Origin of the sequence: Roseomonas sp. AR75 (assembly GCF_005222815.1) — a bacterium.
Taxonomy (GTDB): domain Bacteria; phylum Pseudomonadota; class Alphaproteobacteria; order Acetobacterales; family Acetobacteraceae; genus Falsiroseomonas.
This window is the reverse complement of sequence record NZ_STGB01000001.1, coordinates 622,431-644,680: the sequence shown is the minus strand read 5'-3', so window position 1 is coordinate 644,680 and position 22,250 is coordinate 622,431. Positions and strand designations below refer to the sequence as shown.

The window sequence follows — 22,250 nt, the reverse complement described above, 5'->3', positions numbered from 1 at the left end:
TGGAAAAACCCTGGCGGACCCGAGAGGATTCGAACCCCTAACCCCCAGATCCGTAGTCTGGTGCTCTATCCAATTGAGCTACGGGTCCAGCCGGGAACGGCGATGTAGCGGGGCCGGCCCGGGGGCGCAACCCCCGGGCGGCGACTTCATGAAGAGAGCTTGTCCAACTCCCGCAGCACCGCCTCGCCCATCACGCTGGTGCCGATCCGCGCCATGCCGGGCGCCATGATGTCGGCGGTGCGCAGGCCGCCGGCCAGCACCTTCTCCACCGCCTGCTCCACCAGCGCGGCCTCTTCCTCCATGCCGAAGGAGATGCGCAGCAGCATGGCGAAGGACAGGATCTGCGCCGACGGATTCGCCATGCCCTTGCCGGCGATGTCCGGCGCGGAACCGTGGATCGGCTCGTAGAGCGCATGGCGCTTGCCCGTGGGCTGCACCGCGCCCAGCGTCGCGGAGGGCAGCATGCCGAGCGAGCCGGTCAGCGCCGCCGCCAGGTCCGACAGAACGTCGCCGAACAGATTGTCGCCGAGGATCACGTCGAACTGCTTCGGCTTCGAGGCGAGCTGCATCGCGCAGTTGTCGGCGTACATGTTCTCGAGCTCGACATCGGCGAACTCGGCCTTGTGCACCTCACCCACGACGGCGCGCCACAGGCGGCCGGTCTGCATGACATTCGCCTTCTCGACGCTGGTGACCTTGCTGCGGCGCTTGCGCGCGAGCTCGAAGGCCACGCGCGCGACGCGGGCGATCTCGTCCTCGTGGTAGATCTGGGTGTCGACGCCGGTGCGCTTGCCGTCCGCACCGGTGGTCACGCCGCGCGGCTCGCCGAAATAGACGCCGCCGGTGGTCTCGCGCACGATCATGATGTCGAGTCCGCGCACGAGATCGGCCTTCAGCGAGGAGGCATCCAGCAGCGGATCAAGCACGACGGCAGGGCGCAGGTTCGCGAACAGGCCAAGGTCCTTGCGCAGCCGCAGGATGCCGAGCTCCGGCCGCTGCTCGAAGGGCAGGCTGTCCCATTTCGGGCCGCCGACCGAGCCGAACAGCACCGCGTCCGCCGCCTTGGCGGCCTCGACCGTCGCGTCCGGGCAGGGCGAGCCGGTGGCGTCGATCGCCGCGCCGCCGACCAGGCCTTCCTCGATCTCGAACGAGATCGCGCGGCGGCGCTCCATCCATTCGACGACGCGGCGCGTCTCCCGGACGACCTCCGGGCCGATGCCGTCGCCCGGCAGGATCAGCAGCTTCTTGTTCGACGTCATCTCAGGCCCCCGGTGCGGCGGCATACAGCCAGGGCTGCGCGGCCTTCTGCTTCGCTTCGTAGCCGTCGATGGCCGGGGCGTGCTGCATCGTCTGGCCGATGTCATCCAGGCCGTTGAGCAACAGGTGCTTGCGGAAGGGATCGACCTCGAAGGGGATCTCCTCGCCGTTCGGCCGCACCACCACCTGGCGCTCCAGATCCACCGTGAGGCGGGCATTCTGACCGAGCTTCGCGTCCTCGATCAGCTGGTCGCAGACGGCACGCGGCAGACGGATGGGCAGGATGCCGTTCTTGAAGCTGTTGTTGTGGAAGATGTCGCCGAAATCCGGCGCGATCACGCAGCGGATACCGAAATCCAGCAACGCCCAGGGCGCATGCTCGCGCGAGGAGCCGCAGCCGAAATTCTCGTGCGCAATCAGGATCTCGGACTTCCGGTACGGCTCCCGGTTCAGGATGAAGTCCGGGTTCTCGCTGCCATCCTCGCGATAGCGGACATTGGCGAAGAGATTCTTGCCGAGGCCCGTGCGCGCGATGGTCTTCAGGAAGCGCGCCGGGATGATCTTGTCGGTATCGACATTGGCTTCCGGCATCGGCGCCGCGATGCCCGTCAGCTTGGTGAAGGCCTGCATCACACCGCCCCCTTAGGCTGGAAGTCGCGCACATCGGCCAGCCGACCGGCGAGCGCCGCCGCGGCCGCCATGGCCGGCGAGAGCAGATGCGTCCGCCCGCCCGGCCCCTGCCGCCCCTCGAAGTTGCGGTTCGAGGTGCTGGCGCAGCGCTGGCCCGGCTTCAGCTTGTCCGGGTTCATGCCGAGGCACATGGAGCAGCCGGCCTCGCGCCATTCGAAGCCGGCTTCCTTGAGGACGCGGTCCAGGCCTTCCTGCTCCGCCTGCTCCTTCACCAGCCCGCTACCGGGCACCACCAGCGCGCGCACGCCGTCGGCGACCTTGCGGCCCTTCACCATCTCCGCGGCGATGCGGATGTCCTCGATGCGGCTGTTGGTGCAGGAGCCGATGAAGACAACATCCACCTTCAGGTCCTGCAGGCGCTGGCCGGGCGTGAGGCCCATGTAGTCCAGCATGCGCTGCATGCGCGTGCGCTTCGCCTCGTCCGCGACGTCGGCCGGGTTCGGGACGACGCCAGTGATCGGCAGCACGTCTTCCGGGCTCGTGCCCCAGGTGACCTGCGGCGCGATCTGCCCGGCGTCCAGGCGCACTTCCGCGTCGAAATGCGCGCCGGGGTCGGATGGCAGCGTCCTCCACCACGCCACGGCGCGATCATACGCCTCGCCCTGGGGCGCGAAGGGGCGGCCCTTCACGTAGTCGAAGGTGGTCTGGTCCGGCGCGACCATGCCGGCGCGCGCTCCGGCCTCGATAGACATGTTGCAGACGGTCATGCGGCCCGCCATGTCGAGCGCGCGGATCGCCTCGCCGGCGTATTCGATTACATGGCCGGTGCCGCCGGCGGTGCCGATCCTGCCGATGATCGCCAGCACGATATCCTTCGCCGTGCAGCCGACCGGAAGCCGGCCGTGCACCACAACGCGCATGTTCTTGGCGGGCTTCTGCAGCAGCGTCTGCGTCGCCATGACATGCTCGACCTCGGAGGTACCGATGCCGAAGGCCAGCGCGCCCATCGCGCCATGCGTGGAGGTGTGGCTGTCGCCGCAGACGATGGTCATGCCCGGCAGGGACAGGCCGAGTTCCGGCCCGATGACATGCACGATCCCCTGCCGCTTGTCCGTCAGCGGGATGTAGGGAACGCCGAACTCGACGACGTTCCGCTCCAGCGTCTCGACCTGGATGCGGCTCTCGGGATCCTCGATGGTGCCGTAGCGCGAGGCATCGGTGGCGATGTTGTGGTCCACCACCGCGATCGTCGCATCCGGGCGCCGCAGCTTGCGGCCGGCCATCCGCAGGCCCTCGAAGGCCTGCGGGCTGGTGACTTCGTGGGTGAGGTGCTTGTCGATGTAGAGAAGCGCGGTGCCGTCCGGAAGCGTCTCCACCACATGGGCGTCCCAGATCTTGTCGAACAGCGTACGCGGCTTCTGTGCCGACATGGTTCCCCTACCCTTCAAGCGAGACCCGCGCGACCTTCCGGTGCGCGCGGGATGTTCGTTCAGCCTTCCGCGGCGGCCGCGGTCGTCGTCGTCGTCTCGCGCGCGCGCTCCTGGATGCGCGCGGACTTGCCGGTCCGGCCACGCAGGTAATAGAGCTTCGCGCGCCGCACGCGGCCGCGGCGCACCACGATGATCTCCGCCACGTTCGGCGAGTAGAGCGGGAACACGCGCTCCACGCCCTCGCCGTAGGACAGCTTGCGCACGGTGAAGTTGCTGTTCAGGCCGCGGTTGGAACGGGCGATGCAGACCCCCTCATAGGCCTGGGTGCGGGTGCGCTCGCCCTCGACCACCTTGACCATCACGCGGACGGTGTCGCCCGGCGCGAAATCGGGCGTCGCCCTGGCGCTGGAGAGGCGGGCCTGCTGTGCCGCCTCGAACTGCTGAAGCAGGTTCATCGGAGTGGTTCCCTTCGAGATTTCATCTAGGCGGCGGCCGGGTGGCCGTCCAGCCGCCCGCTTTCGCCCGCGTTCCGGTTCAGATGCTTCGCCCAGAGATCGGGGCGGCGCAGTCGCGTGGCTTCCTCGGCCCGCGCGCGACGCCACTTCGCGACCTCGGCGTGGTGGCCGGAGAGCAGTACCTCCGGCACGGTCCGGCCCTGCCACTCGGCGGGCCGCGTGTAGTGCGGGTATTCCAGCAGGCCCTCCGGGCCGTGGCTTTCCTCGGCGGCGCTGTCGGCCGCGCCCATCACGCCCGGCAGCAGCCGCACGCAGGCATCGAGCAGCATGATCGCCGCCACCTCGCCGCCCGAGAGCACGACGTCGCCGGCGGAGACTTCCTCCAGTTCACGCGCTTCGAGCACGCGCTGGTCGACGCCCTCGTAGCGGCCGCAAAGCAGGATCACGCCGGGCCCTGCCGCAAGCTCACGCACCAGCGCCTGGTCCAGCAGCCTGCCGCGCGGCGTGAGGTAGATGCACCGCGCATCCGGGTTGGCCTCGATGGCCGCACTGAGCGCGGCATCGACCACGTCCGGTCGCATGACCATCCCCGCGCCGCCGCCGAAGGGCGTGTCGTCAACGCTGCGATGGCGGTCCTTGGCGAAGCCGCGGATGTCCAGCGTCTCCAGCCCCCAGCGCGAGTCACGCAACGCCTTCCCGGCGAGCGAGAGGCCGAGGGGGCCGGGGAACATCTCCGGGAACAGCGTCAGGACGGAAGCGCGCCAGGTCATGCGGCCTCCTCGCCCGGTTGCGGCGGCACCACCACTTCCGGCGGCCGCACGACGGTGACGCGCCCACCCGCGACATCCACCGCGGGCACGGCGACCTTGGTGAAGGGCACGAGCAATTCGCGGCCACCATCCTCGATCGCGAGGAACGGACCAGCGCCGTACTCCTCCACGCCGCGCACCACGCCGAGTCCCCTCCCCTCCGCATCGAAGGCGCTCAGACCTTCAAGATCGCAGAGGAAGAACTCCTCGGGATCGGCGGAGCTCGGCAGCCTGTCGCGCGCGACATAGAGCTTCGTGCCCGTCAGCCGCGCCGCGGCGTCGCGATCCGCGATGCCCTCGATGCGGCCGAGCCCACCCGGCAGCGCCTGCACCGCGAAGCTCCGTGTGCCGGACGCATCGGTCAGCGCGCCGTAGCGGCCGATCGCCATCGGGTCGTCCGTGAAGGCGTGCAGGCGCACCAGGCCCCGCACCCCGTGCGGCCTCCCGATCTCGCCCAACAAGACGCGCTTCACCGACACGATGCCTCAGCCGCTGCTGCCGGATGTCAGCCCGCCGCTGCCGCGGCCGCGGCAGCCCGCTCCTGCGCCTTCTTCTTCGGCGCGGACTTCTTGGGCTGCTCGGCGAAGACGGGCATCGGCGCCAGGCCGGCATGGCCGAGGAACTTCGCCACGCGCTCGGTCGGCAGCGCGCCCTGCGACTTCCAGTGGTTGATGCGCTCGGCGAACAGCCGAACGCGATCCGGGTGGTCCGACGGCAGCATCGGGTTGTAGCTGCCCAGCTTCTCGATGAAGCGGCCGTCGCGCGGGCTGCGGCTGTCGGCGACCACGATGTGGTAGTACGGCCGCTTCTTCGCGCCCGCGCGGGCAAGACGGATCTTGAGGCCCATGAGCCTTTACTCTCCTGTGTTCAGAACGGTCTGCGGTTGCCAAGGCCGGGCATCAGCGCGGAAAGGCCCCCGCGCATCAGCCCCTTCTGGCCGAGCTTGTTCATCCGCTTCATCATCGCGGACATGTCGTCGAACTGCTTCAGCAGCTTGTTCACCTCCTGCACGGAGGTGCCGCTGCCGGCGGCGATGCGCTTCTTGCGGCTCGCCTTGATCAGGTCGGGGTGGCGGCGTTCCTTCGGCGTCATGCTGCCGATGATCGCCGCCTGGCGCTTCAGCACGGTCTGATCGAGGTTCGCGTCCTCGATCTGCTTCTTCATCTTGCCTACGCCTGGCAGCATGCCGAGCATGCCGGACAGGCTGCCCATCTTGTTGATCTGCTTGAGCTGCTGCGCGTAGTCCTCGAGGTCGAAGGACCCCTTCTGCATCTTCTTCGCGAGCTTCTCGGCCTCGGCCTGGTCGATATGCTCCGCCGCCTTCTCCACCAGGCTGACGATGTCGCCCATGCCGAGGATGCGGTTGGCGATGCGGTCGGGGTGGAAATCCTCCAGCGCATCCAGCTTCTCGCCGGCGCCGAGCAGCTTGATCGGCGCGCCCGTCACCGCACGCATGGACAGCGCCGCGCCGCCGCGGGCGTCGCCATCCACGCGGGTCATCACCACGCCGGTCACGCCGACCTTGTCCTGGAAGGCGCGCGCGGTGTTCACCGCGTCCTGGCCAGTCATGGCGTCCACGACCAGCAGCGTCTCATGCGGCTTGGCGAAGGCTTTCACCTCCGCAACCTCCGCCATCAGCGCCTCGTCGATGGCGAGTCGGCCGGCGGTGTCCAGCACCACGACGTCGTAGAGCTCGCGCCGCGCCACATCCATCGCGCGGGCTGCGATCTGCAGCGGCGTCTCGCCGGCGACGATCGGCAGCGATGTCACCTCGGCCTGCTGCGCCAGCGTCTGCAACTGAAGCTGCGCCGCAGGGCGGTGCACGTCGAGCGAGGCGAGCAGCACCTTCTTCCGCTCGCGCATGCGCAGGCGCAGCGCGATCTTGCCCGAAGTCGTGGTCTTGCCCGAGCCCTGCAGGCCGACCATCAGGATCGGCACCGGCGCCGGCGCATTCAGGTCGATGCCGCGCTTGCCGTCATCGGCCTCGCCGCCACCGAGCGCCTCGACCAGCGCGTCGCTGACGATCTTCACCACCTGCTGCGCGGGCGAGACGGAGCGGATCACCTCCGCGCCGACCGCACGCTCGCGCACCTTGGTGGTGAGGTCCTTCACCACCGGCAGGGCGACATCGGCTTCCAGCAGCGCGACGCGGACCTCGCGCAGCGCCTCCTGCACATCGGCATCCGACAGCGCGCCGCGGCGACGCAGCTTGTCGAAGACGCCTGTCAGCCTGTTCCCCAGGGCCTCGAACATGAGGGCCGGTGCTTCCTTTCCGCCTGCGGCCGCCCCAAAACGGATCGCGCCGCTGCGCGAGCATCGCGGAGCGGCGGCGCCCGCCCCGCCATCGGGGCCGACGAAAGGGTCCAGGGCGGACCGGAAGAAGCGCCGCATACGCCGGCGCGCCCATGAGCGTCAAGGCTTCCGAGCGCCCCAGCTCCGCCGTCGCCAGCCGGATGTCGCATCATCTCACAATATGGCGAAATCAAGCCAGACCCGGTTGATCCATCCCGGCTCCGCGTTCAGTGACAAAGGGGCAGGAGGATCGTCTCATGGGATAATTTCAGAAGAATTCCGAAATATATTTCGCGCGCCGCCGATCCGTATCGTTGCGGTAATTGCCGGCGCCGTTACGGCTGCGCATTTTATTGGGCCGGTGCTGGCCGCTGGTCTTGGCGTCACCGTCGTCCGACTTGCCATGAACCAGCCGATTCCACCGCTCGCAGGGGCAATCGAGGCCGGGCTGCTCGCCTCCCTCGTCTGGTGGGCCTTCGTCGCCTGAACCGCGCTCCGGCGCGCCGCAAACCCAGGGATCCGGGATGATCGACAACCTGCTGCTCGGCTTCAGCGTCGCGCTCACATTGCAGAACCTCAGTTTCGCCTTCCTCGGCGCGATGATCGGCACGGCGATCGGCGTCCTGCCCGGGCTGGGCCCCACGGCAACGATCTCGCTGCTGCTGCCGCTGACCTTCGGGCTCGATCCGACAACGGCCATCATCATGCTGGCCGGCATCTACTACGGATCCCAGTATGGCGGCTCGACCACGGCCATCCTGCTGAACCTGCCAGGCGAGATCTCCGCCGTCGTCACCGCCATCGAGGGCTACAAGATGGCTCAGGCCGGGAGGGCGGGCGCGGCGCTGGCCATCGCGGCGATGGGTTCGTTCTTCGCCGGCACCGTCGCCACCTTCTTCGTCGCCGCCTCGGGGCCGCTGCTGACCTCCGTCGCGCTGTCCTTCGGGCCGGCGGACTACTTCTCCCTCATGCTGCTGGGCCTGATCATCTCCTGCGTGCTGGCGCAGGGCAGCGTGATCAAGGCGGTCTGCATGGTGATCCTCGGAATCTCGCTCGGCATGGTCGGGACGGACGTGCAGACCGGGCAGCAGCGCTTCACCTTCGGCGTGCCGGAGCTGTCGGACGGCATCAACTTCGTCGTGCTGGCGATGGGCCTGTTCGGCATCGCGGAAGTCGTGCTGAACCTCGAAAATCCGGAACTGCGCGCGGGCATCGTCGCCAAGCGCGGCAAGCTGTGGCTGACGCGGGAGGAATGGCGCTACGCGATCCCGGCGGTGTTCCGCGGAACCGCGCTCGGCACCTGCCTCGGCATCCTGCCGGGTGGCGGCGCCTCGCTCTCCGCCTTCGGCTCCTACATGCTCGAACGCCGCATCACGCGGCGGCCGGAGAAGTTCGGCAACGGCGCCATCGAGGGCCTGGCCGGGCCGGAAAGCGCCAACAACGCCGGCGCGCAGACCAGCTTCATCCCGCTGCTGACCCTCGGCATTCCCTCCAACGCCGTGATGGCGCTGATGGTCGGTGCGCTGATCATCCAGGGGATTCAGCCCGGGCCGCGCATGGTGGAGGCGCAGCCGCAGCTCTTCTGGGGGCTGATCGCCTCCATGTGGGTCGGCAACCTGATGCTGCTGGTGATCAACCTGCCGATGATCGGCATCTGGGTGCAGCTTCTGCGGGTGCCCTATCGCTACCTGTTCGTGGGCATCCTGACATTCTGCCTGATCGGCTCCTACAGCCTGAACAACAACGTCTTCGACATCTACGTCATGCTGGCCTTCGGCATCATCGGCTACGTCTTCGCCAAGCTGAAGATGGAGCCCGCGCCGCTGCTGCTCGGCTTCGTGCTCGGTCCGATGATGGAGGAGCATCTGCGCCGCGCCATGCTGCTCTCCCGCGGCGATGTCGGGGTGTTCGTGGAACGTCCGATCAGCGCGACCCTGCTGGTGCTGGCAGCGATCGCGCTCGGGCTGATGATGCTGCCGAACCTGCGGAAGTCGAAGGACGCGGCGATGCAGGCGGGGTGAGCTACGTGGCGGGCTGCAGCACGACGCCAAGAAGACCCAGGTCGCGCCAGTAGTCCGGGTAGGTCTTGGCGACGCAGCCGGGGTCCAGGATGGTCACGCCGGGCACGCGCAGCCCGGCCAGCGCGAGTGCCATCGCTATGCGGTGGTCGCCATAGGTCTCGATCCGGGCGGGGCGGAAGCGCCCAACCGGCATCGGCGTGACGACGAGGTCATCCCCGTCCTCGACGGCCATTCCCGGGACCAGCCGCGAGAGTTCGGTGGCCAGGGCGCTGATCCGGTCGCATTCCTTGACACGCAGATTCGCGATGCCGACGAAGCGCACGGGCGTGTCGTTGAAGGCCGCCAGGACGGCCAGCGTCGGCACCGCATCCTGCATCTGGGATCCGTCGATCTCCGCCGGCAGGTGGGGAAGTTGCAGGATGAGCGCATGGGCGCGCGCATCGGGCTGCGTGAAGGCTTCGGGCGCGGCGCCGATGTCGATGGCGCCCCCGGTCAGCATCTCGGCCGCCCAGAGATAGGTGGCGGCGGACGCGTCCGGCTCGATGTGGAAGTCTCGCGCCGCGTAGCCGCCTGGCTGCACCAGCCAGGTGGCATTGTCCTGCTGCTCCACGGTCGCGCCGAAGCTGCGCATCGCGGCGCAGGTCAGGTCGATGTAGCCCCGCGCGCCGATGGCATCGCCCGCCAGGGCGACCGTCACCGGATGGCGCCCGCAGGCCGCCAGCATGAGCAGCGCGGAGACGTATTGGCTGGACAGCCCGGCATCGATGGTCACGGCGTCGCCGTCGAAGCCGCCGCGCCCCTGCACGGTCACCGGCGGGCAACCCGTCGGCGCCTCCGCCGCCACGCCAAGGCTGCGCAGCGCGGCAATCAGCGGCGCGATCGGGCGCTTCTGCATATGCGCGTCGCCCGTCAGCACCACGCGGCCGTCCGCCAGCGCGGCCGCGGCGGTGAGGAAGCGCGTCGCGGTTCCCGCATTGCCGAGGAAGAGCGGCGCTGCCGGTGCCCGGAGCCGGCCCGTGCCCGTAACGGTGAAGCCCGTGGCGTCCGGCTCCTGCACCCCTACCCCCATGGCGCGCAGGGCATTGGCCATGTGGTGCGTGTCGTCGCTCTTCAGCGCGCCGGTCAGGCGAGAGGTGCCGCGCGCCAGCGCACCCAGCAGCAGGGCCCGGTTGGTGATGGATTTGGAGCCGGGCGGCGCCACCCTGCCGCGCAGCGGGCGGCCTGGCGGAACGATGGTGAGGGCATCGGGCATCGGGGCAGCGGATCCGTCGCGTTCCATCGCGCCCGCCTTACCGCAGGCCGCGCGCGCGGCCTAGGATGGCGACGGCCGGCGCCCGACCACGACGAGGTTCATCAACGCGTCGGCCGGGAGCGCGGCCACGGCCTCCGGCGTGTCCCAGCAATCCGAATAGTAGGCCGCCTCCACCGTCAGGCCGGCGCCCCGCATCGATTCCAGCAGTTCGGCCATGGCGTATTCGCGGACATGGTGGTGGAAGCGGTCGGCCGGCCCATAGGCGGCGGGATAGACCGGCTGCGGATTGCGGCCGGCCACCAGCTTCTGCCGCGCATCCTCGCGAAAGAAGTTGGGCGTGGTGACATACAGCAGCCCGCCGGGCGCCAGGCTTCCGGCGAGGCTGCGGAACAGATTGGCGGGGTTCACCACCAGATGTTCCAGCACCTCGCACAGCAGGATCATGTGCTGGTCGCGATGCGGCAGCACCGGCGCCTCGCGCAGATCGGCCTTCTCCAGGTCGAGCTGCGCCGCCAGCTCCACCACCCCGTCGAGCTGGGGGTGGCGGAACAGGCAGGCCGAGCCGAGCCGGAGTTCCGGAAACAGCCGCTTGTAGAGCATCGGCGTGATGGAGGAGCCCACCTCCACCACCCGGCAGGCGGGCCAGTCCGGGTGCTTCACAAGCATAGCCTCGATCGCCTGCGCCGCTTCCGCGAAGCGCCGACGGTGCAGCCTTGCATAGTCGCGTTGGTCAGGCCGCAGCCGGCCTTCCGCCTGCAAGGCTTCCAGCGCCGCGTCCACCGCCGCCGCACGCTCGTCCCGCGCGGCCAGCAGCGCGGCAGCGCGCCGCCGCAGGCGCGGCGCAGCACCGAGCGGATCGGGCGGCGCGAAGGAGGGTGATGACGAAGCTGCCGCAGCCTGCGCCGGCGCGGGCTGCGCGAACAGGGCGCGAAGCCTGGCCAGCATGCGCGGCACTCCCGGCCGAAAGCCCTATTTCGGCGCGAGCACCATGATCATCTGGCGGTTCTCCAGCCGCGGCATGGATTCCACCTTGGTCGTCTCCGCCATTTCCGTGCGGATGCGATCCAGCACCTTCAGACCGAGGTCCTGGTGCGCCATTTCGCGGCCGCGGAAACGCAGCGTCACCTTCACCTTGTCGCCCTCGCCGATGAATTCCTTCATCTGGCGCATCTTCACCTCGTAGTCGTGGTCGTCGATGTTCGGGCGGACCTTGATTTCCTTGATCTCGACGATCTTCTGGCGCTTGCGGGCCTCGTTCGCCTTCTTCTGCTGCTCGTACTTGTACTTGCCGTAGTCGAGGATCTTGACCACAGGCGGCACGGCGTTCGGGCTGATCTCGAGCAGATCGAGTCCCACGTCATAGGCGCGGATCAGCGCCTCCCGTGCGCTCATCACGCCCTGCATCTCGCCGTCCTGGTCGATCAGTCGCACCTGCGGTGCGCGGATCTCCTCATTGACCCGCGGGCCGTCACGAGTCGGCAGCTGGGCGGGTATGGGTCCTCGAGGTATGGCGCTCTCCTGTCAAAGTTTCAGTGATTATGCCGTCTTTATGGCGATCCGCTCACGCCGGTGCAACCCGAAGGTCGGGGGGCGTGGCCTCGGCGGCGAGGCGGGCGACCGCCTCGGCCAACGGAACGGTCTCCTGCTCCCGTCCTGGCAGGCGGCGCAGGACCAGGGCGCGCTCCTCAGCCTCCCGCCTTCCAACGACGGCAAGGATGGGGACGCGCTGGTCGATGTGGTCGACAACCTTGCGGTTGATCTTCTCGTTCCGCAGGTCGAGTTCGGCCCGGATGCCGGCCGCCTGCAAGGCTGCGACGGCCTCCCGCGCATAGTCGTCGGCGTCCGAGACGATGGTCGCCACCACCACCTGCACCGGTGCGAGCCACAGCGGGAAGCGGCCGGCATGCTGCTCGATCAGGATGCCGAGGAAGCGCTCGAAGCTTCCCAGGATGGCACGGTGCAGCATGACCGGGCGCTTCCGGCTGCCGTCCTCGGCCACGTATTCCGCGCCGAGCCGGTCCGGCAGCACAAAGTCCACCTGCAGGGTGCCGCACTGCCAGTCCCGCCCGATCGCGTCGCGCAGCACGAATTCCAGCTTCGGGCCGTAGAACGCGCCCTCCCCCGGATTCAGCGTGTAGTCCACATTCGCGATGCGGCAGGCCTCCTTCAGCGCGCCCTCCGCCTGGTCCCATACCGCGTCGCTGCCCGAGCGCTTGTCCGGGCGGTCGGAGAACTTCACGCGGAAATCGCTGAAGCCGAGGTCGCGGTAGATGCCCGACAGGAGCTCCACGAAGCGCACGGTCTCGGCCGCGATCTGCTCCTCGGTGCAGAAGATGTGCGCGTCGTCCTGGGTAAAGGCGCGCACCCGCATGATGCCGTGCAGCGCACCCGAGGGCTCGTAGCGGTGGCACGAACCGAACTCCGCCAGGCGCATCGGCAGCTCACGGTAGCTGCGCATGCCGTGGTTGAAGATCTGCACGTGGCAGGGGCAGTTCATCGGCTTCACCGCCAGCACGCGATCCTTCTCGGACTCGTCCTCGACGGTCGCGATGAACATGTGCGGGCGGTAGTTCTCCCAGTGGCCGCTCTCGATCCAGAGCTTGCGGTCCACCAGCTGCGGGGTCTTCACCTCCAAGTAATCGGCCGCATCAAGCCGGCGCCGCATGTAGTCCTCGACCACGCGGTAGAGCTTCCAGCCTTTCGGGTGCCAGAAGACCGAGCCGACCGCCTCCTCCTGGAGATGAAACAGGTTCATCTCCTTGCCGATCTTCCGGTGGTCGCGCTTCTCCGCCTCTTCCAGCTGGTGGAGATAGGCGTCGAGCTCCTTCTGGTCGCGCCAGGCGGTGCCGTAGATGCGCGACAGCATCGCGTTGCGGTGGTCGCCGCGCCAATAGGCGCCGGCCACCTTCATCAGCTTGAAGGCGGTACCGATATCGCCGGTGCCGCGCATATGCGGCCCGCGGCAGAGATCCACCCACTCGCCCTGCTTGTACAGGGTGATGGTCTCGCCGCGCGGCAGGTCGCGGATCAGTTCGACCTTGTATTTTTCGCCCTTCTTCTCGAACAGCTCCATCGCCTCGTGCCGGCTGGTCACGATGCGCTCGAAGCCGGCGTTCCGCGCGACGATCTCGCGCATCTTCGCCTCGATCGCGGCGAAATCCTCCGGGGTGAAGGGCTCGTTGCGGGCGAAGTCGTAGTAGAAGCCGTTCTCGATCGCCGGGCCGATGGTCACCTGGGTGCCGGGGAACAGCTCCTGCACCGCCTCCGCCAGCACATGCGCGGCGTCGTGCCGGATCAGCTCCAGCGCCTCCGGGTCCTTGCGGGTGACGAAGCGGATCGCCGCGTCCTGCTCGATCTCGCGCGACAGGTCCTGCAGCTTGCCGTCCACGGACATGGCGAGCGCGGCCTTGGCCAGGCCGGGCCCGATCGCCGCGGCCACCGTCGTGCCGGTCACGGGCCCGTCGAAGGAGCGGACGGAACCGTCGGGCAGGGTGATCGCAGGCATCGGAGGATTTCCAGGCTCCCTGGGGTTGAAGGGGACGGGACATGGCCAGCCCCGCCCCGCCGCGTCAAGTTCGGGGCAGCGCGGCGCGGACCTGCGCGACGGACAGGTCGGAGAGCGGCCTGTGCCGAAGCACCGTCGCTGCCTTGCCGCGCGGCGCACAAAGTGCCGGGTCGCTGTCCTCGCCGAACAGCGCCAGCGTCGGGCACCCGGCAGCTGCCACGATATGGGTAGGACCGGTGTCGTTTCCCACCGCCCAGGCCGCCCGGCGTGCAATGGCGGCGATCTCGGCGAAGCTGGTGCGGCCCGTCAGGTCGAGCGCATCCGGTGCGGCGGCCCGGATCGTCGCGGCGATGTCCTTCTCTGCCGGGCCACCCAGAATGACCACCGGCAACCCTGCGGACGCGGCGAGTTCGGCAAAGCGCTCGGCCGGCCAGCGCTTCAGCGGCCGCACCGGCGAGGCGCCGGGAATGAGCAGCGCGAAACGGGCCGGCAGGCTGAAGCCGACCAAGTCGGCGTCGAGCCAGTCCAACGCCGGCTCCGGGAAATGCACGATGCCGGCCATGCGCAGCTGGTCGCGCTGCCGGTCCACCGTGTGCATCGCGTCGCGTTGGGGGTTGGCATGGGGGTGGGAGGCGCCGGGCGCGATGCCCGACCATTCGGCGCGCCGCCCGACCAGCCAGCGATAGCGGGAGGAGCGGGAAGAGGTCTGCAGGTCATACACCCGGTCGAAGCGCGCCCCGCGCAGCTTGCGCGCCAGCCCCAGCATTGCACCCGGCCGCGTCCAGGCCGGCCTGCCGTCGGCCCAGACCTCGTCGAACCAGGGGCTGCGGCGCGCCAGATCGGCGAAGGGCCGCGTGGTCAGCAGGGTGATCCGCGCGGCCGGATGCTGCGCGCGGATCGCGGCGAAGGGCCCGAAGGACTGCACGAAATCGCCCAGCGCGCCGAGGCGGATCACCAGGATCCGGCTCACGGCAGCAGCTCGCGATAGACGTCGAGCGTCGCGCGCTGCATCGCCCCGGTCGTGAAGTTCCGCAATACCGCTTCGCGCGCCTGCGCGCCGATCGCCGCGCGCCCGGCCTCCGGCATGGCCAGCACCATGGCCAGCGTCTTCGCCAGCGCCCCGGGATCGTCCGGCAGCACGCGCCAGCCGGTGACGCCCTGCTCAACCGTCTCGCGCGGGCCACCGAGATCGGAGGCAACCACGGGCCGCGCCATGGCCTGCGCCTCGATCACCGTCCGGCCGAAGGCCTCGGCCTCGGTGCTGGCATGCAGCACCACATCCGCGGCACAGAAGGCGACGTCCAGCGCCTCGACATGGCCCGCCAGCACCAACCGGTCCGCCACGCCGAGCGACGTGGCGCGTGCACGCAGTTCCTGGCCGAAGGCCGCATTGCCGCCACCGGCCAGCACCGCAAGCACGCCCGGCAGAAGCGGCAGCGCCTCCACCAGCACGCCCTGTCCCTTCCAGCGCGTCAGGCGCCCGGGCAACAGCACCACCGGCTGGCCGGGCGCCACGCCCCAGGCCACCCGCTGCGCCAGCACCTGCCCGGACGGCACGGTGGCAGGGTCGAAGCGGCGCGGGTCCACGCCGCGGGGGATCACGCGGATGCGCTCGACCGGCGTCTGGTGCCGCTCCCGGATCAGCCCCGCGATGAATCGGCTGATCGCGATCACCCGCTCGCCGCGCGCCATGACCGAATTGTAGAACCGCTTGCCCGGCAGCCCTTCGTTGTAGGCGCCGTGATAGGTGGTGACGAAGCGCGCCCCGCTCCGCCGCGCTGCCAGCAGCGCCGACCAGGCCGGGGCGCGGGAGCGGGCATGGATGATGCCGACGCCTTCGCGCCGCGCCAGCGCTGACAGCGCGCCGGCATTGCGCCAGATCGCAAGCGGCGACTTGGCATCGAGCGGCAAGGTCACATGCACCCCGCCGACCCGCTCCACCTCCGCCGCCAGCGGCCCGCCGGCGGACGCGACCAGCGAACGCCAGCCTGCCCCGGCGATCGCCTCCGCGATCTCCACCGTGCCGCGCTCGACCCCGCCGGAGACGAGGGCAGGCAGCACCTGCAGGATGGCGGGGGGGCGGGACATGGCCGCCCCGTTACCGTCCCCGGCAGGGCGCGCCTATCCCCCCGCCACCCTGCCGGGCCTACGCGGCGAGGCGCGGCCCGCCCGCGCGCACCCAGAGATCCTGCGCCAGCGGGCTTTCCGGCTTCGCCGCGATCCGTTCGCCCGCCAGCACCTGCGCCATGCCGAGGTTCTTCCCGCGCAGCGCCGCTTCCAGCAGGGTCAGGCTCAGCACGTCCCGCTGCGCGTCGGAACCGCCGAAGGCCCGCGCCCGCGGCCGCACCGGCGCGATCAGCTCCGCCGCCTTCGCGTAGTCGCCGCGGGCAAAGGCGAGGAACCCCTCGGCAAGCGGAAGGCCGACCTGGCGCGTCAGCCTGGCATTGGTCCCCTGCCCCGCCGCCGCCCGGCGCATCGCGCCCAGCACTTGCGCCGCCGCATCGTCACGTCCGGCACCGAGATGCGCCATCACCGCATGCAGATCGTTGAAGGCATAGAAGCCCTCGCCGCCCGCCTTCTGCCACGCGGCGGAAAGCTGCGCGAAGCGCCTTCCTGTATCGGCGCCGCGCAACAGCAGGCGCCACAGCATGGCGGAGCAATCCACCATCTCGATCGCAGGCTGCGCTTCGCCTCGCGCGACGCCCGCCGCCACGGCGCGGTCATAGATGCCGAGGACGCGCGCGAAGTCGCCGCGCTCCAGGTGGAACAGCGCGAGGTGCCACCAGTTGTGCACCGCCAGGATCGCGGCCGGCGCCCAGTCCTGCTCCCGTCGCGCCAGGAAGGCGGCCCCTTCCTGGTCGCGGCCCTGCATCTCCATCACATGCGCCACCGCGTGCACGGCCCAGGCATCGGCCGGCTGCAAGGCGAGCGCCATGCGCCCGGACTGCTCCGCCGCGCCGTATTCGCCATTCTCCTCCAGCCCGAAGGCCTGCATGCCCAGCAGCCAGGAGAAACCCGCCTCGCCCTCGCGCCAGTCGCGCATCGCGGCCATCGGGCGGTCGCGCAGCGCGGCGGCATCGCCCAGGAAGAAGTCGAAGGCGTGCGTCACCTGCTGCGCGAAGAGGTCGCGCGGATGCTCCGCCGCGATCGCGCCATAGCGCCGATGGGCGGTCGCGAAGTCGCCTTCGGCCCAGGCCTGGGCGGCAACGAGATGCGCGCGTTCGCGATCCGTCATGCGCGGGATGTCCCAGGCCGCGGCGATGCTCGCCTCGGCCTCCGCGACGCCGCCTTCCTCCATGCCCATCGCCATCAGCCCCGCGCGGAAGGCATGCGCCATGGCAAAGTCCGGCTGCTCGGCGATGGCCGCATCCACCGCGGCGAGCGGATCGGCGCGGAAGCCGAGAAGCAGTTCCGTCGCCTCGTCGAGCCTGGCGATGGCGGTGCTGTTGGTGGTGGAAAGCTTGTTTCCGTAAAGATCGGTGCGCAGCATGGCCTATCTCCCTTGTCCCGGTGCGTTGTCGTGTGGCAGTTCAACCCTTGCGTCCCGGCATCCCCGGCTCCGCATGGATGGCGTGCTAGGCCGCCCGCGTTTCCGTTCGATTGCACGACACTCCGAAAGAGGTTTCACGCGGATGTCGTGCGTGACACGGCCTGCCTCGTGATCGGCCGCCCCCCTTCCACGCACGCGCCATGCCGCTAGGCTTGGCGACGGACAGGGGAGGAACGCGACGATGAGCGATGCCGCATGGTCGGCCGATGCGCTGCCGCAGGATTGGCGCGAAGGCAGCTTCGCGCTGCGCGTGATGACGCCGGACGGCCCTTCGGTCTTCGCGCTGCTCGGCGGCGCCGGCTTCGACATGACGCCGGCCTTCGGCACCTGCAGCGCTTGGCTGAACAGCGAGGACCCGCTCGGCGCCATCCGCCGCGAGGGTGTGCCCTCGGCGCTCGACCTTCCCGCGGCGCTGGCCAATGCCCATCACGCCGCGCGCAACGCCGAGAAACCCTGGCTGCTGGCCCCGGTGGACCTTCAGGTGATCAAGGCCGCGGGCGTCACCTATGTGCGCTCCATGCTCGAGCGCGTGATCGAGGAACGCTGCCGCGGCGACGCGACCCAGGCCGAGGCGGTGCGCGCGGAAGTGCGCGGCATCATCGGCGACGACCTCGCCAGCCTCGTCCCCGGCAGCGCCGAGGCCGCGAAGGTGAAGGAGGCGCTGGTCGCCAAGGGCTGGTGGAGCCAATACCTGGAAGTCGGCATCGGCCCGGATGCCGAGATCTTCACCAAGTCGCCCGTGCTCTCCGCCGTCGGCATCGGCGCCAAGGTCGGCGTGCATCCGATGAGCTCCTGGTCCAATCCGGAGCCCGAGGCGGTGATGGTGGTGAATGCGAAGGGCAGGATCGTCGGCGCCACGCTCGGCAACGACGTGAACCTGCGCGACGTGGAAGGCCGCAGCGCGCTGCTGCTGGGACGCGCGAAGGACAACAACGCGTCCTGCGCGCTGGGCCCGATGATCCGGCTGTTCGACGCCGCCTTCACGCTGGAGGATGTGCGCCGGGCGGAGCTGCGCGTCACCATCACCGGCCGCGACGGATTCAGCCTGGATGAGCGCGGCATGGTCGGCGCCATCGCGCGCGATCCGGCCGAGGTGGTGGGCCAGATGATCGGCGCGCACCACCAGTATCCCGACGGCGCCGTGCTGTTCCTGGGTACGCCCTTCTCCCCAGTGAAGGATCGCGGCGCGCCCGGCATGGGCTTCACCCACAGGGAAGGCGACGTGGTGCGGGTGGCGAGCGCGCGGCTCGGCGCGCTGGTGAATGAGGTGGACCGCACGGATGAGTGCCCACCCTGGACCTTCGGCATCGGATCGCTGATGGCGAACCTCTCCCGCCGCGGCCTGCCGCGGTGACTGAGGAGACCGGCCGCGTCGAAAGCCGCCTCGCCTATGCGAAGCTCCGCGGCAGCGGCCCCGGCGTCGTCTTCCTGCCGGGCTTCCGCAGCGACATGCAGGGCTCCAAGGCGATCGCGCTGCGCGAGCACTGCGCCGCAAGCGGCCGCGCCCTGCTGCGCCTCGACTATTCCGGGCATGGCACAAGCGACGGCCGCTTCGAGGACGGCACCATCGGGCAATGGGCCGCCGACGCTATCGCCGTGTTCGACGCCTGCACGGAAGGCCCGCAGATCCTCGTCGGCTCGTCCATGGGTGGCTGGATCGCGCTGCTGCTGGCCCGCGCGCGGGCGGAGCGCATCGCCGGGATCATCGGCATCGCACCCGCGCCCGACTTCACCTCGGAGTTGATGTGGCCGGGCTTCACCGATGCGCAGCGCGACGAGGTCATCGAGCGCGGCGTGCTGCACCTGCCCAGCCAGTATGGCGAGCCGACGCCGATCACCCGCGCCCTGATCGAGGACGGAAGGCAGCACCGCGTTCTGGACGCGCGCATCCCCCTCGCCTGCCCGGTCCGCATCCTGCAGGGCATGCGCGACCCCGACGTGCCCTGGCAGCACGCGCTGCGGCTTGTGGACGCGCTCGATTCGGAAGACGTGCGCCTGCACCTGATCAAGGATGGCGACCACCGCCTGTCCCGGCCCGAGGACCTCCGGCTGCTGGCCGAAACGCTGGATGGGCTGCCGGTTCAGCCCTGAGCGGCGAGGATGGCGCGCAGCCCCTCGCGATAGGTCGGGTGGCGCCAGGCAATGCCCAGCGCCTGCTTCGTGCGCACATTTGCGACGCGTCGGTTCTCCGCCCAGAAGGACAGCGCCATCGGCGACATGGCGACGCGCGCAGCCTCGAAGGGAATCGCCGGCGGCGGCTCCACGCCCAGCAGGCGCGCCGCCTCGGCCGTGACATCGGCGCTCGGTGCCGTTTCGTCGTCCACGAGGTGCAGCACCCGCACGCCGTCCGGCCGCAGCGCGGCGGCGACCACCGCCAGGGCGATGTCGTCGCGATGGATGCGGCTGAAGGCATGGCCCGGCTTCAAAACGCGACGTGCGCGGCCTGCGCGCACCTCCTCCAGCGCGCTGCGCCCCGGACCGTAGATGCCGCCCACCCTGAACAGGTCGAGCGCTGCGCCACGCAGTGCGGCGACGTCGCGCCATGCCACCTCCGCGCGCAGCCTGGCGACGGAGCGCGCCTGGCCAGGCGCCGGCGCCGTCGTCTCCTCCACCCAGCCGCCGCCTCGGTCGCCATAGACCCCGGTGGTCGAGAGATAGCCGATCCAGCGCAGGCCGGGCGCGGCGGCGATGGCGTCGCGATGCGCCGCCAGCACCGGATCGCCCGACTCGGCGGGCGCCGCCGTGATCACCAGATGCGTCGCAGCATGCAAGGCGGGCTCCGCCTCGGCGAAGCCCACCACCGTGACGCCGGCAGGCGGCCGCGCCGCGGCGGGATCCCGCGCCGTGCCGGTCACCGCGAAGCCGTGCGCCACCGCCTCCGCCGCGATCGCCGCCCCCGCATAGCCGATCCCGGCCACGACCATCCGTTGCTGCATGGCCCCTGACATGGCCGACGCGCCGCCTCTCGTGAAGGGGTCAGCATGGCGCGTCGCTCTGGCACCGGACGGGCCCGATGGATAAGGTCGCGCCGATGCCGTCCCGGGTCCGGATCCTGTTGCTGGGCGCCTTCGCCGCGGCCGCGCTGGCCGCGGTGGCAGGCGCCACGCTGCTGCGTGCCCCGTCTGCGCTGCCGCCGCCACCGGAAGCCGCCATGCCACAGCTGCCCGTGCCGGCGCCCGCCCCCCTGCCCCGGCTGGCCGACACGCCGGAAGCCGAGCGCTGCCGCGGGCTGCTGCGCGAGGACCCCGAGGCGGCGCGCAGCTTCGCCGCGACCTGGCGCGGCGCGCAGGGTGGCGAAGGCGCCGAACAATGCGAGGCGCTGGCGCTGCTCGCGCTCGGCGACGCCGTCCAGGCGGCGACCCGCCTGGAAGCGGTGGCCGCACGGTCCGTTGCGCCGAGGCCCGAACGTGCGGCGCTGTTCGCCCAGGCAGCGCAGGCCTGGATGATCGCGGGCGACGCGAACCGTGCCTATGGCGCCACCACCCTCGCACTGACGCTGACGCCGGAGGACCTGGACCTGCTGGTGGACCGTGCCGTCGCGCTCGGCACGCTCGGCCGCTTCCGGGAGTCGCTGGCGGATCTCGACCGCGTCCTTTCGGTCGATCCCGACCGTGCGGAGGCGCTGGTTTTCCGCGCCGCCGCGCTGCGCCAGCTCGACCGTGCGGATGTCGCGCGCCGCGACGTGGAGCGCGCGCTGGCGATCGAGCCCGACAATGCGGAGGGCCTGCTCGAACGCGGTATCCTGCGACAGCTCTCCGGCGATGCCGAGGGCGCCCGCGCGGACTGGGAGCGCGCGATGGCGGTGGCCCCCGGCAGCGCCGCCGCGGACCTCGCCGCCCAGAACCTTGCCCTCAACGAGGCCGGCCCGCCCCGCCGGTGACACCGCAAAGGCCGATCCGGCAGCCGGGGCGGTGCGATCAGCGGCGCGGCGGGTTGCTCATCGGCGGCGCGCCACCGATGGGACGCGAGGGGTCGCGCGCCCCGGCGGTCGAATCGTGCAGGAAGCCCTGCGGCGTCGTGCCGGTCGCCGCAGGCGCCTGCAGCCCGACCGCCGAGCCGTCCGTGCCGCGATTCACCGCCTGCGGCCCATCGGTGCGGGGCGGCTGCTGCGCGGGGCCGGCATCGCGGCCGACCTCCTCGACCTGCCCCGGCTGCGGCCCGCCGGCCTGCGGCGGCGTCACCTGCTGCGCGGCGGCGCAAACCGGCAGGACGAAAAGGGCGGCGAGCAGATAGGGCGCAGGCTTCACCTCGGACACTCCGGCTGTTCAGGGCCGGAACGTCCTCTCAGCCGCCGGGTTGCCGGTCAGAAATCCAGGTCGTCGTAATGCGCGGGCGGCGCGAGGTCAGGAAGACGATCCGCCAGGATGGCGCGGAAGGCCGGGCGGGACTTGATGCGCGCGTACCAGTCCTTCGCGCCGTCGCTCAGCGACCAGTCCACGTCGCCGATGTAGTCGAGGGCGGAAAGCTGCGCGGCCGCCGCGATGTCGGCCAGGCTGAAGCTGCTGCCGCCGAGCCAGGCGCGCGTCTCCGCAAGCCAGCCGATGTAGTCCATATGCGGCTTGAGGTTGGCGTAGCCGGCGCGGATCGCGCCGGCATCCGGGTTTCCCCGGCCCAGCAGGCGCTTCATCTGCCGCTCATGCAGCAGGTTGCGCGTGACCTCCGAATGGAATTTCTGATCGAACCAGGCGACGAGGCGCCGCACCTCCGCCCGCTCGGCCAGCGTGCGGCCGAGCAGCGGCAGGTCGGGATAGGCCTCGTCCAGGTATTCGCAGATCGCGCTGGAATCGGCGAGCACCATGCCGTTCGCATCCTGCAGCACCGGCACGGTGCAGGCGGGATTGAGCGCGAGGAACTCCTCCCGCCTCTCCCATACCCGCTCGATCCGCAGATCGAAGGGTATCCGCTTCTCGGCCATCGCAAGGCGGACCTTGCGGGAGAAGGGGGAAAGAGGAAGGTGATAGAGGATCCGCATCGGCCTCGCAGGACTCCGGTCGCCCCCTAGAGCCGTTTTCGCTCGCCCGTGCTCGCGTCAACGACTCTAGCCGCGTG

General features: G+C 70.3%; 23 protein-coding genes and 1 tRNA gene. 4 read left to right on the top strand and 20 right to left on the bottom strand.

Features of this window, described 5'->3' with window-relative positions; translation table 11 throughout:
- Nucleotides 1–11 precede the first annotated feature (11 nt).
- From E4T13_RS02960 to E4T13_RS02915, 10 genes are all read right to left on the bottom strand, one after another.
- Nucleotides 12–88 (bottom strand) — tRNA-Arg (locus E4T13_RS02960).
- 58 nt (nucleotides 89–146) lie between these two features.
- The gene (gene leuB / locus E4T13_RS02955; RefSeq protein WP_137176741.1) at nucleotides 147–1,259 is read right to left on the bottom strand and encodes a 3-isopropylmalate dehydrogenase; all 1,113 of its coding nucleotides are present in this window, start codon (nucleotides 1,257–1,259) and stop codon (nucleotides 147–149) included.
- 1 nt (nucleotide 1,260) lies between these two features.
- Nucleotides 1,261–1,887 carry a 3-isopropylmalate dehydratase small subunit gene (gene leuD, locus E4T13_RS02950; protein ID WP_137176740.1) on the bottom strand — a complete coding sequence of 209 codons (627 nt, stop codon included), beginning with the start codon at nucleotides 1,885–1,887 and terminating at the stop codon, nucleotides 1,261–1,263.
- Nucleotides 1,887–3,317: a 3-isopropylmalate dehydratase large subunit gene (gene leuC / locus E4T13_RS02945; protein ID WP_137176739.1), complete on the bottom strand. Its 1,431-nt coding sequence runs from the start codon at nucleotides 3,315–3,317 to the stop codon at nucleotides 1,887–1,889. Before leuC ends, leuD begins: the two co-directional genes overlap by 1 nt.
- Before the next feature lie 59 nt (nucleotides 3,318–3,376).
- Entirely contained in the window at nucleotides 3,377–3,772 is a 396-nt protein-coding gene (gene rplS, locus E4T13_RS02940) for a 50S ribosomal protein L19 (protein ID WP_137176738.1), read from the bottom strand.
- 26 nt (nucleotides 3,773–3,798) lie between these two features.
- Nucleotides 3,799–4,542, bottom strand: a complete 744-nt coding sequence (trmD, locus tag E4T13_RS02935) for a tRNA (guanosine(37)-N1)-methyltransferase TrmD (RefSeq protein ID WP_137176737.1) — start codon at nucleotides 4,540–4,542, stop codon at nucleotides 3,799–3,801.
- Nucleotides 4,539–5,012: a ribosome maturation factor RimM gene (rimM, locus tag E4T13_RS02930; protein ID WP_240790963.1), complete on the bottom strand. Its 474-nt coding sequence runs from the start codon at nucleotides 5,010–5,012 to the stop codon at nucleotides 4,539–4,541. Before rimM ends, trmD begins: the two co-directional genes overlap by 4 nt.
- A 74-nt stretch (nucleotides 5,013–5,086) precedes the next feature.
- Entirely contained in the window at nucleotides 5,087–5,428 is a 342-nt protein-coding gene (gene rpsP, locus E4T13_RS02925; protein WP_137176735.1) for a 30S ribosomal protein S16, read from the bottom strand.
- Between the two features lie 20 nt (nucleotides 5,429–5,448).
- Nucleotides 5,449–6,834: a signal recognition particle protein gene (gene ffh, locus E4T13_RS02920; RefSeq protein ID WP_137176734.1), complete on the bottom strand. Its 1,386-nt coding sequence runs from the start codon at nucleotides 6,832–6,834 to the stop codon at nucleotides 5,449–5,451.
- Nucleotides 6,835–7,141: 307 nt separating this feature from the next.
- A complete protein-coding gene (locus E4T13_RS02915; RefSeq protein ID WP_137176733.1) occupies nucleotides 7,142–7,408 on the bottom strand; it encodes a hypothetical protein in 267 nt (88 codons plus the stop codon).
- On the opposite strand from E4T13_RS02915, the gene E4T13_RS02910 reads away from it, so the two are divergent.
- Complete coding sequence (locus tag E4T13_RS02910) at nucleotides 7,398–8,894, top strand: tripartite tricarboxylate transporter permease (protein ID WP_137176732.1); 1,497 nt, start codon at nucleotides 7,398–7,400, stop codon at nucleotides 8,892–8,894. The genes E4T13_RS02915 and E4T13_RS02910 overlap by 11 nt on opposite strands.
- A 1-nt stretch (nucleotide 8,895) precedes the next feature.
- Here E4T13_RS02910 and E4T13_RS02905 read toward each other — a convergent pair whose 3' ends face one another.
- The 7 genes from E4T13_RS02905 to E4T13_RS02875 form a co-directional block, all read right to left on the bottom strand.
- Nucleotides 8,896–10,146 carry a 3-phosphoshikimate 1-carboxyvinyltransferase gene (locus tag E4T13_RS02905; protein WP_137176731.1) on the bottom strand — a complete coding sequence of 417 codons (1,251 nt, stop codon included), beginning with the start codon at nucleotides 10,144–10,146 and terminating at the stop codon, nucleotides 8,896–8,898.
- A gap of 60 nt (nucleotides 10,147–10,206) precedes the next feature.
- On the bottom strand, nucleotides 10,207–11,091 hold the full coding sequence (locus E4T13_RS02900) for a class I SAM-dependent methyltransferase (protein ID WP_137176730.1): 885 nt from the start codon (nucleotides 11,089–11,091) through the stop codon (nucleotides 10,207–10,209).
- 24 nt (nucleotides 11,092–11,115) lie between these two features.
- Entirely contained in the window at nucleotides 11,116–11,640 is a 525-nt protein-coding gene (infC, locus tag E4T13_RS02895) for a translation initiation factor IF-3 (RefSeq protein WP_170984861.1), read from the bottom strand.
- A gap of 67 nt (nucleotides 11,641–11,707) precedes the next feature.
- Complete coding sequence (thrS, locus tag E4T13_RS02890) at nucleotides 11,708–13,651, bottom strand: threonine--tRNA ligase (protein ID WP_137176728.1); 1,944 nt, start codon at nucleotides 13,649–13,651, stop codon at nucleotides 11,708–11,710.
- Between the two features lie 64 nt (nucleotides 13,652–13,715).
- The gene (locus tag E4T13_RS02885) at nucleotides 13,716–14,621 is read right to left on the bottom strand and encodes a glycosyltransferase family 9 protein (RefSeq protein ID WP_137176727.1); all 906 of its coding nucleotides are present in this window, start codon (nucleotides 14,619–14,621) and stop codon (nucleotides 13,716–13,718) included.
- Nucleotides 14,618–15,739: a glycosyltransferase family 4 protein gene (locus E4T13_RS02880; RefSeq protein ID WP_137176726.1), complete on the bottom strand. Its 1,122-nt coding sequence runs from the start codon at nucleotides 15,737–15,739 to the stop codon at nucleotides 14,618–14,620. Before E4T13_RS02880 ends, E4T13_RS02885 begins: the two co-directional genes overlap by 4 nt.
- Before the next feature lie 58 nt (nucleotides 15,740–15,797).
- Entirely contained in the window at nucleotides 15,798–17,141 is a 1,344-nt protein-coding gene (locus E4T13_RS02875) for a tetratricopeptide repeat protein (RefSeq protein ID WP_137176725.1), read from the bottom strand.
- Nucleotides 17,142–17,382: 241 nt separating this feature from the next.
- Here E4T13_RS02875 and E4T13_RS02870 point away from each other — a divergent pair, with 241 nt between their 5' ends.
- Both E4T13_RS02870 and E4T13_RS02865 read left to right on the top strand, forming a co-directional pair.
- Nucleotides 17,383–18,555, top strand: a complete 1,173-nt coding sequence (locus E4T13_RS02870) for a fumarylacetoacetate hydrolase family protein (protein WP_137176724.1) — start codon at nucleotides 17,383–17,385, stop codon at nucleotides 18,553–18,555.
- On the top strand, nucleotides 18,552–19,292 hold the full coding sequence (locus tag E4T13_RS02865; protein ID WP_137176723.1) for a carboxylesterase: 741 nt from the start codon (nucleotides 18,552–18,554) through the stop codon (nucleotides 19,290–19,292). Before E4T13_RS02870 ends, E4T13_RS02865 begins: the two co-directional genes overlap by 4 nt.
- Here the strand turns inward: E4T13_RS02865 and E4T13_RS02860 are convergent.
- Complete coding sequence (locus tag E4T13_RS02860; protein ID WP_240790962.1) at nucleotides 19,283–20,149, bottom strand: SDR family NAD(P)-dependent oxidoreductase; 867 nt, start codon at nucleotides 20,147–20,149, stop codon at nucleotides 19,283–19,285. The genes E4T13_RS02865 and E4T13_RS02860 overlap by 10 nt on opposite strands.
- 83 nt (nucleotides 20,150–20,232) lie before the next feature.
- Between E4T13_RS02860 and E4T13_RS02855 the strand changes: the two genes are divergently transcribed.
- A complete protein-coding gene (locus E4T13_RS02855; protein ID WP_137176722.1) occupies nucleotides 20,233–21,081 on the top strand; it encodes a tetratricopeptide repeat protein in 849 nt (282 codons plus the stop codon).
- 37 nt (nucleotides 21,082–21,118) lie between these two features.
- On the opposite strand, the gene E4T13_RS02850 is transcribed toward E4T13_RS02855, so the two are convergent.
- Complete coding sequence (locus tag E4T13_RS02850; protein ID WP_137176721.1) at nucleotides 21,119–21,448, bottom strand: hypothetical protein; 330 nt, start codon at nucleotides 21,446–21,448, stop codon at nucleotides 21,119–21,121.
- A 56-nt stretch (nucleotides 21,449–21,504) separates the two neighbouring features.
- Nucleotides 21,505–22,173 (bottom strand): glutathione S-transferase family protein, encoded by a 669-nt coding sequence (locus tag E4T13_RS02845; RefSeq protein ID WP_137176720.1) that lies wholly within the window; start codon nucleotides 22,171–22,173, stop codon nucleotides 21,505–21,507.
- Nucleotides 22,174–22,250 lie beyond the last annotated feature (77 nt).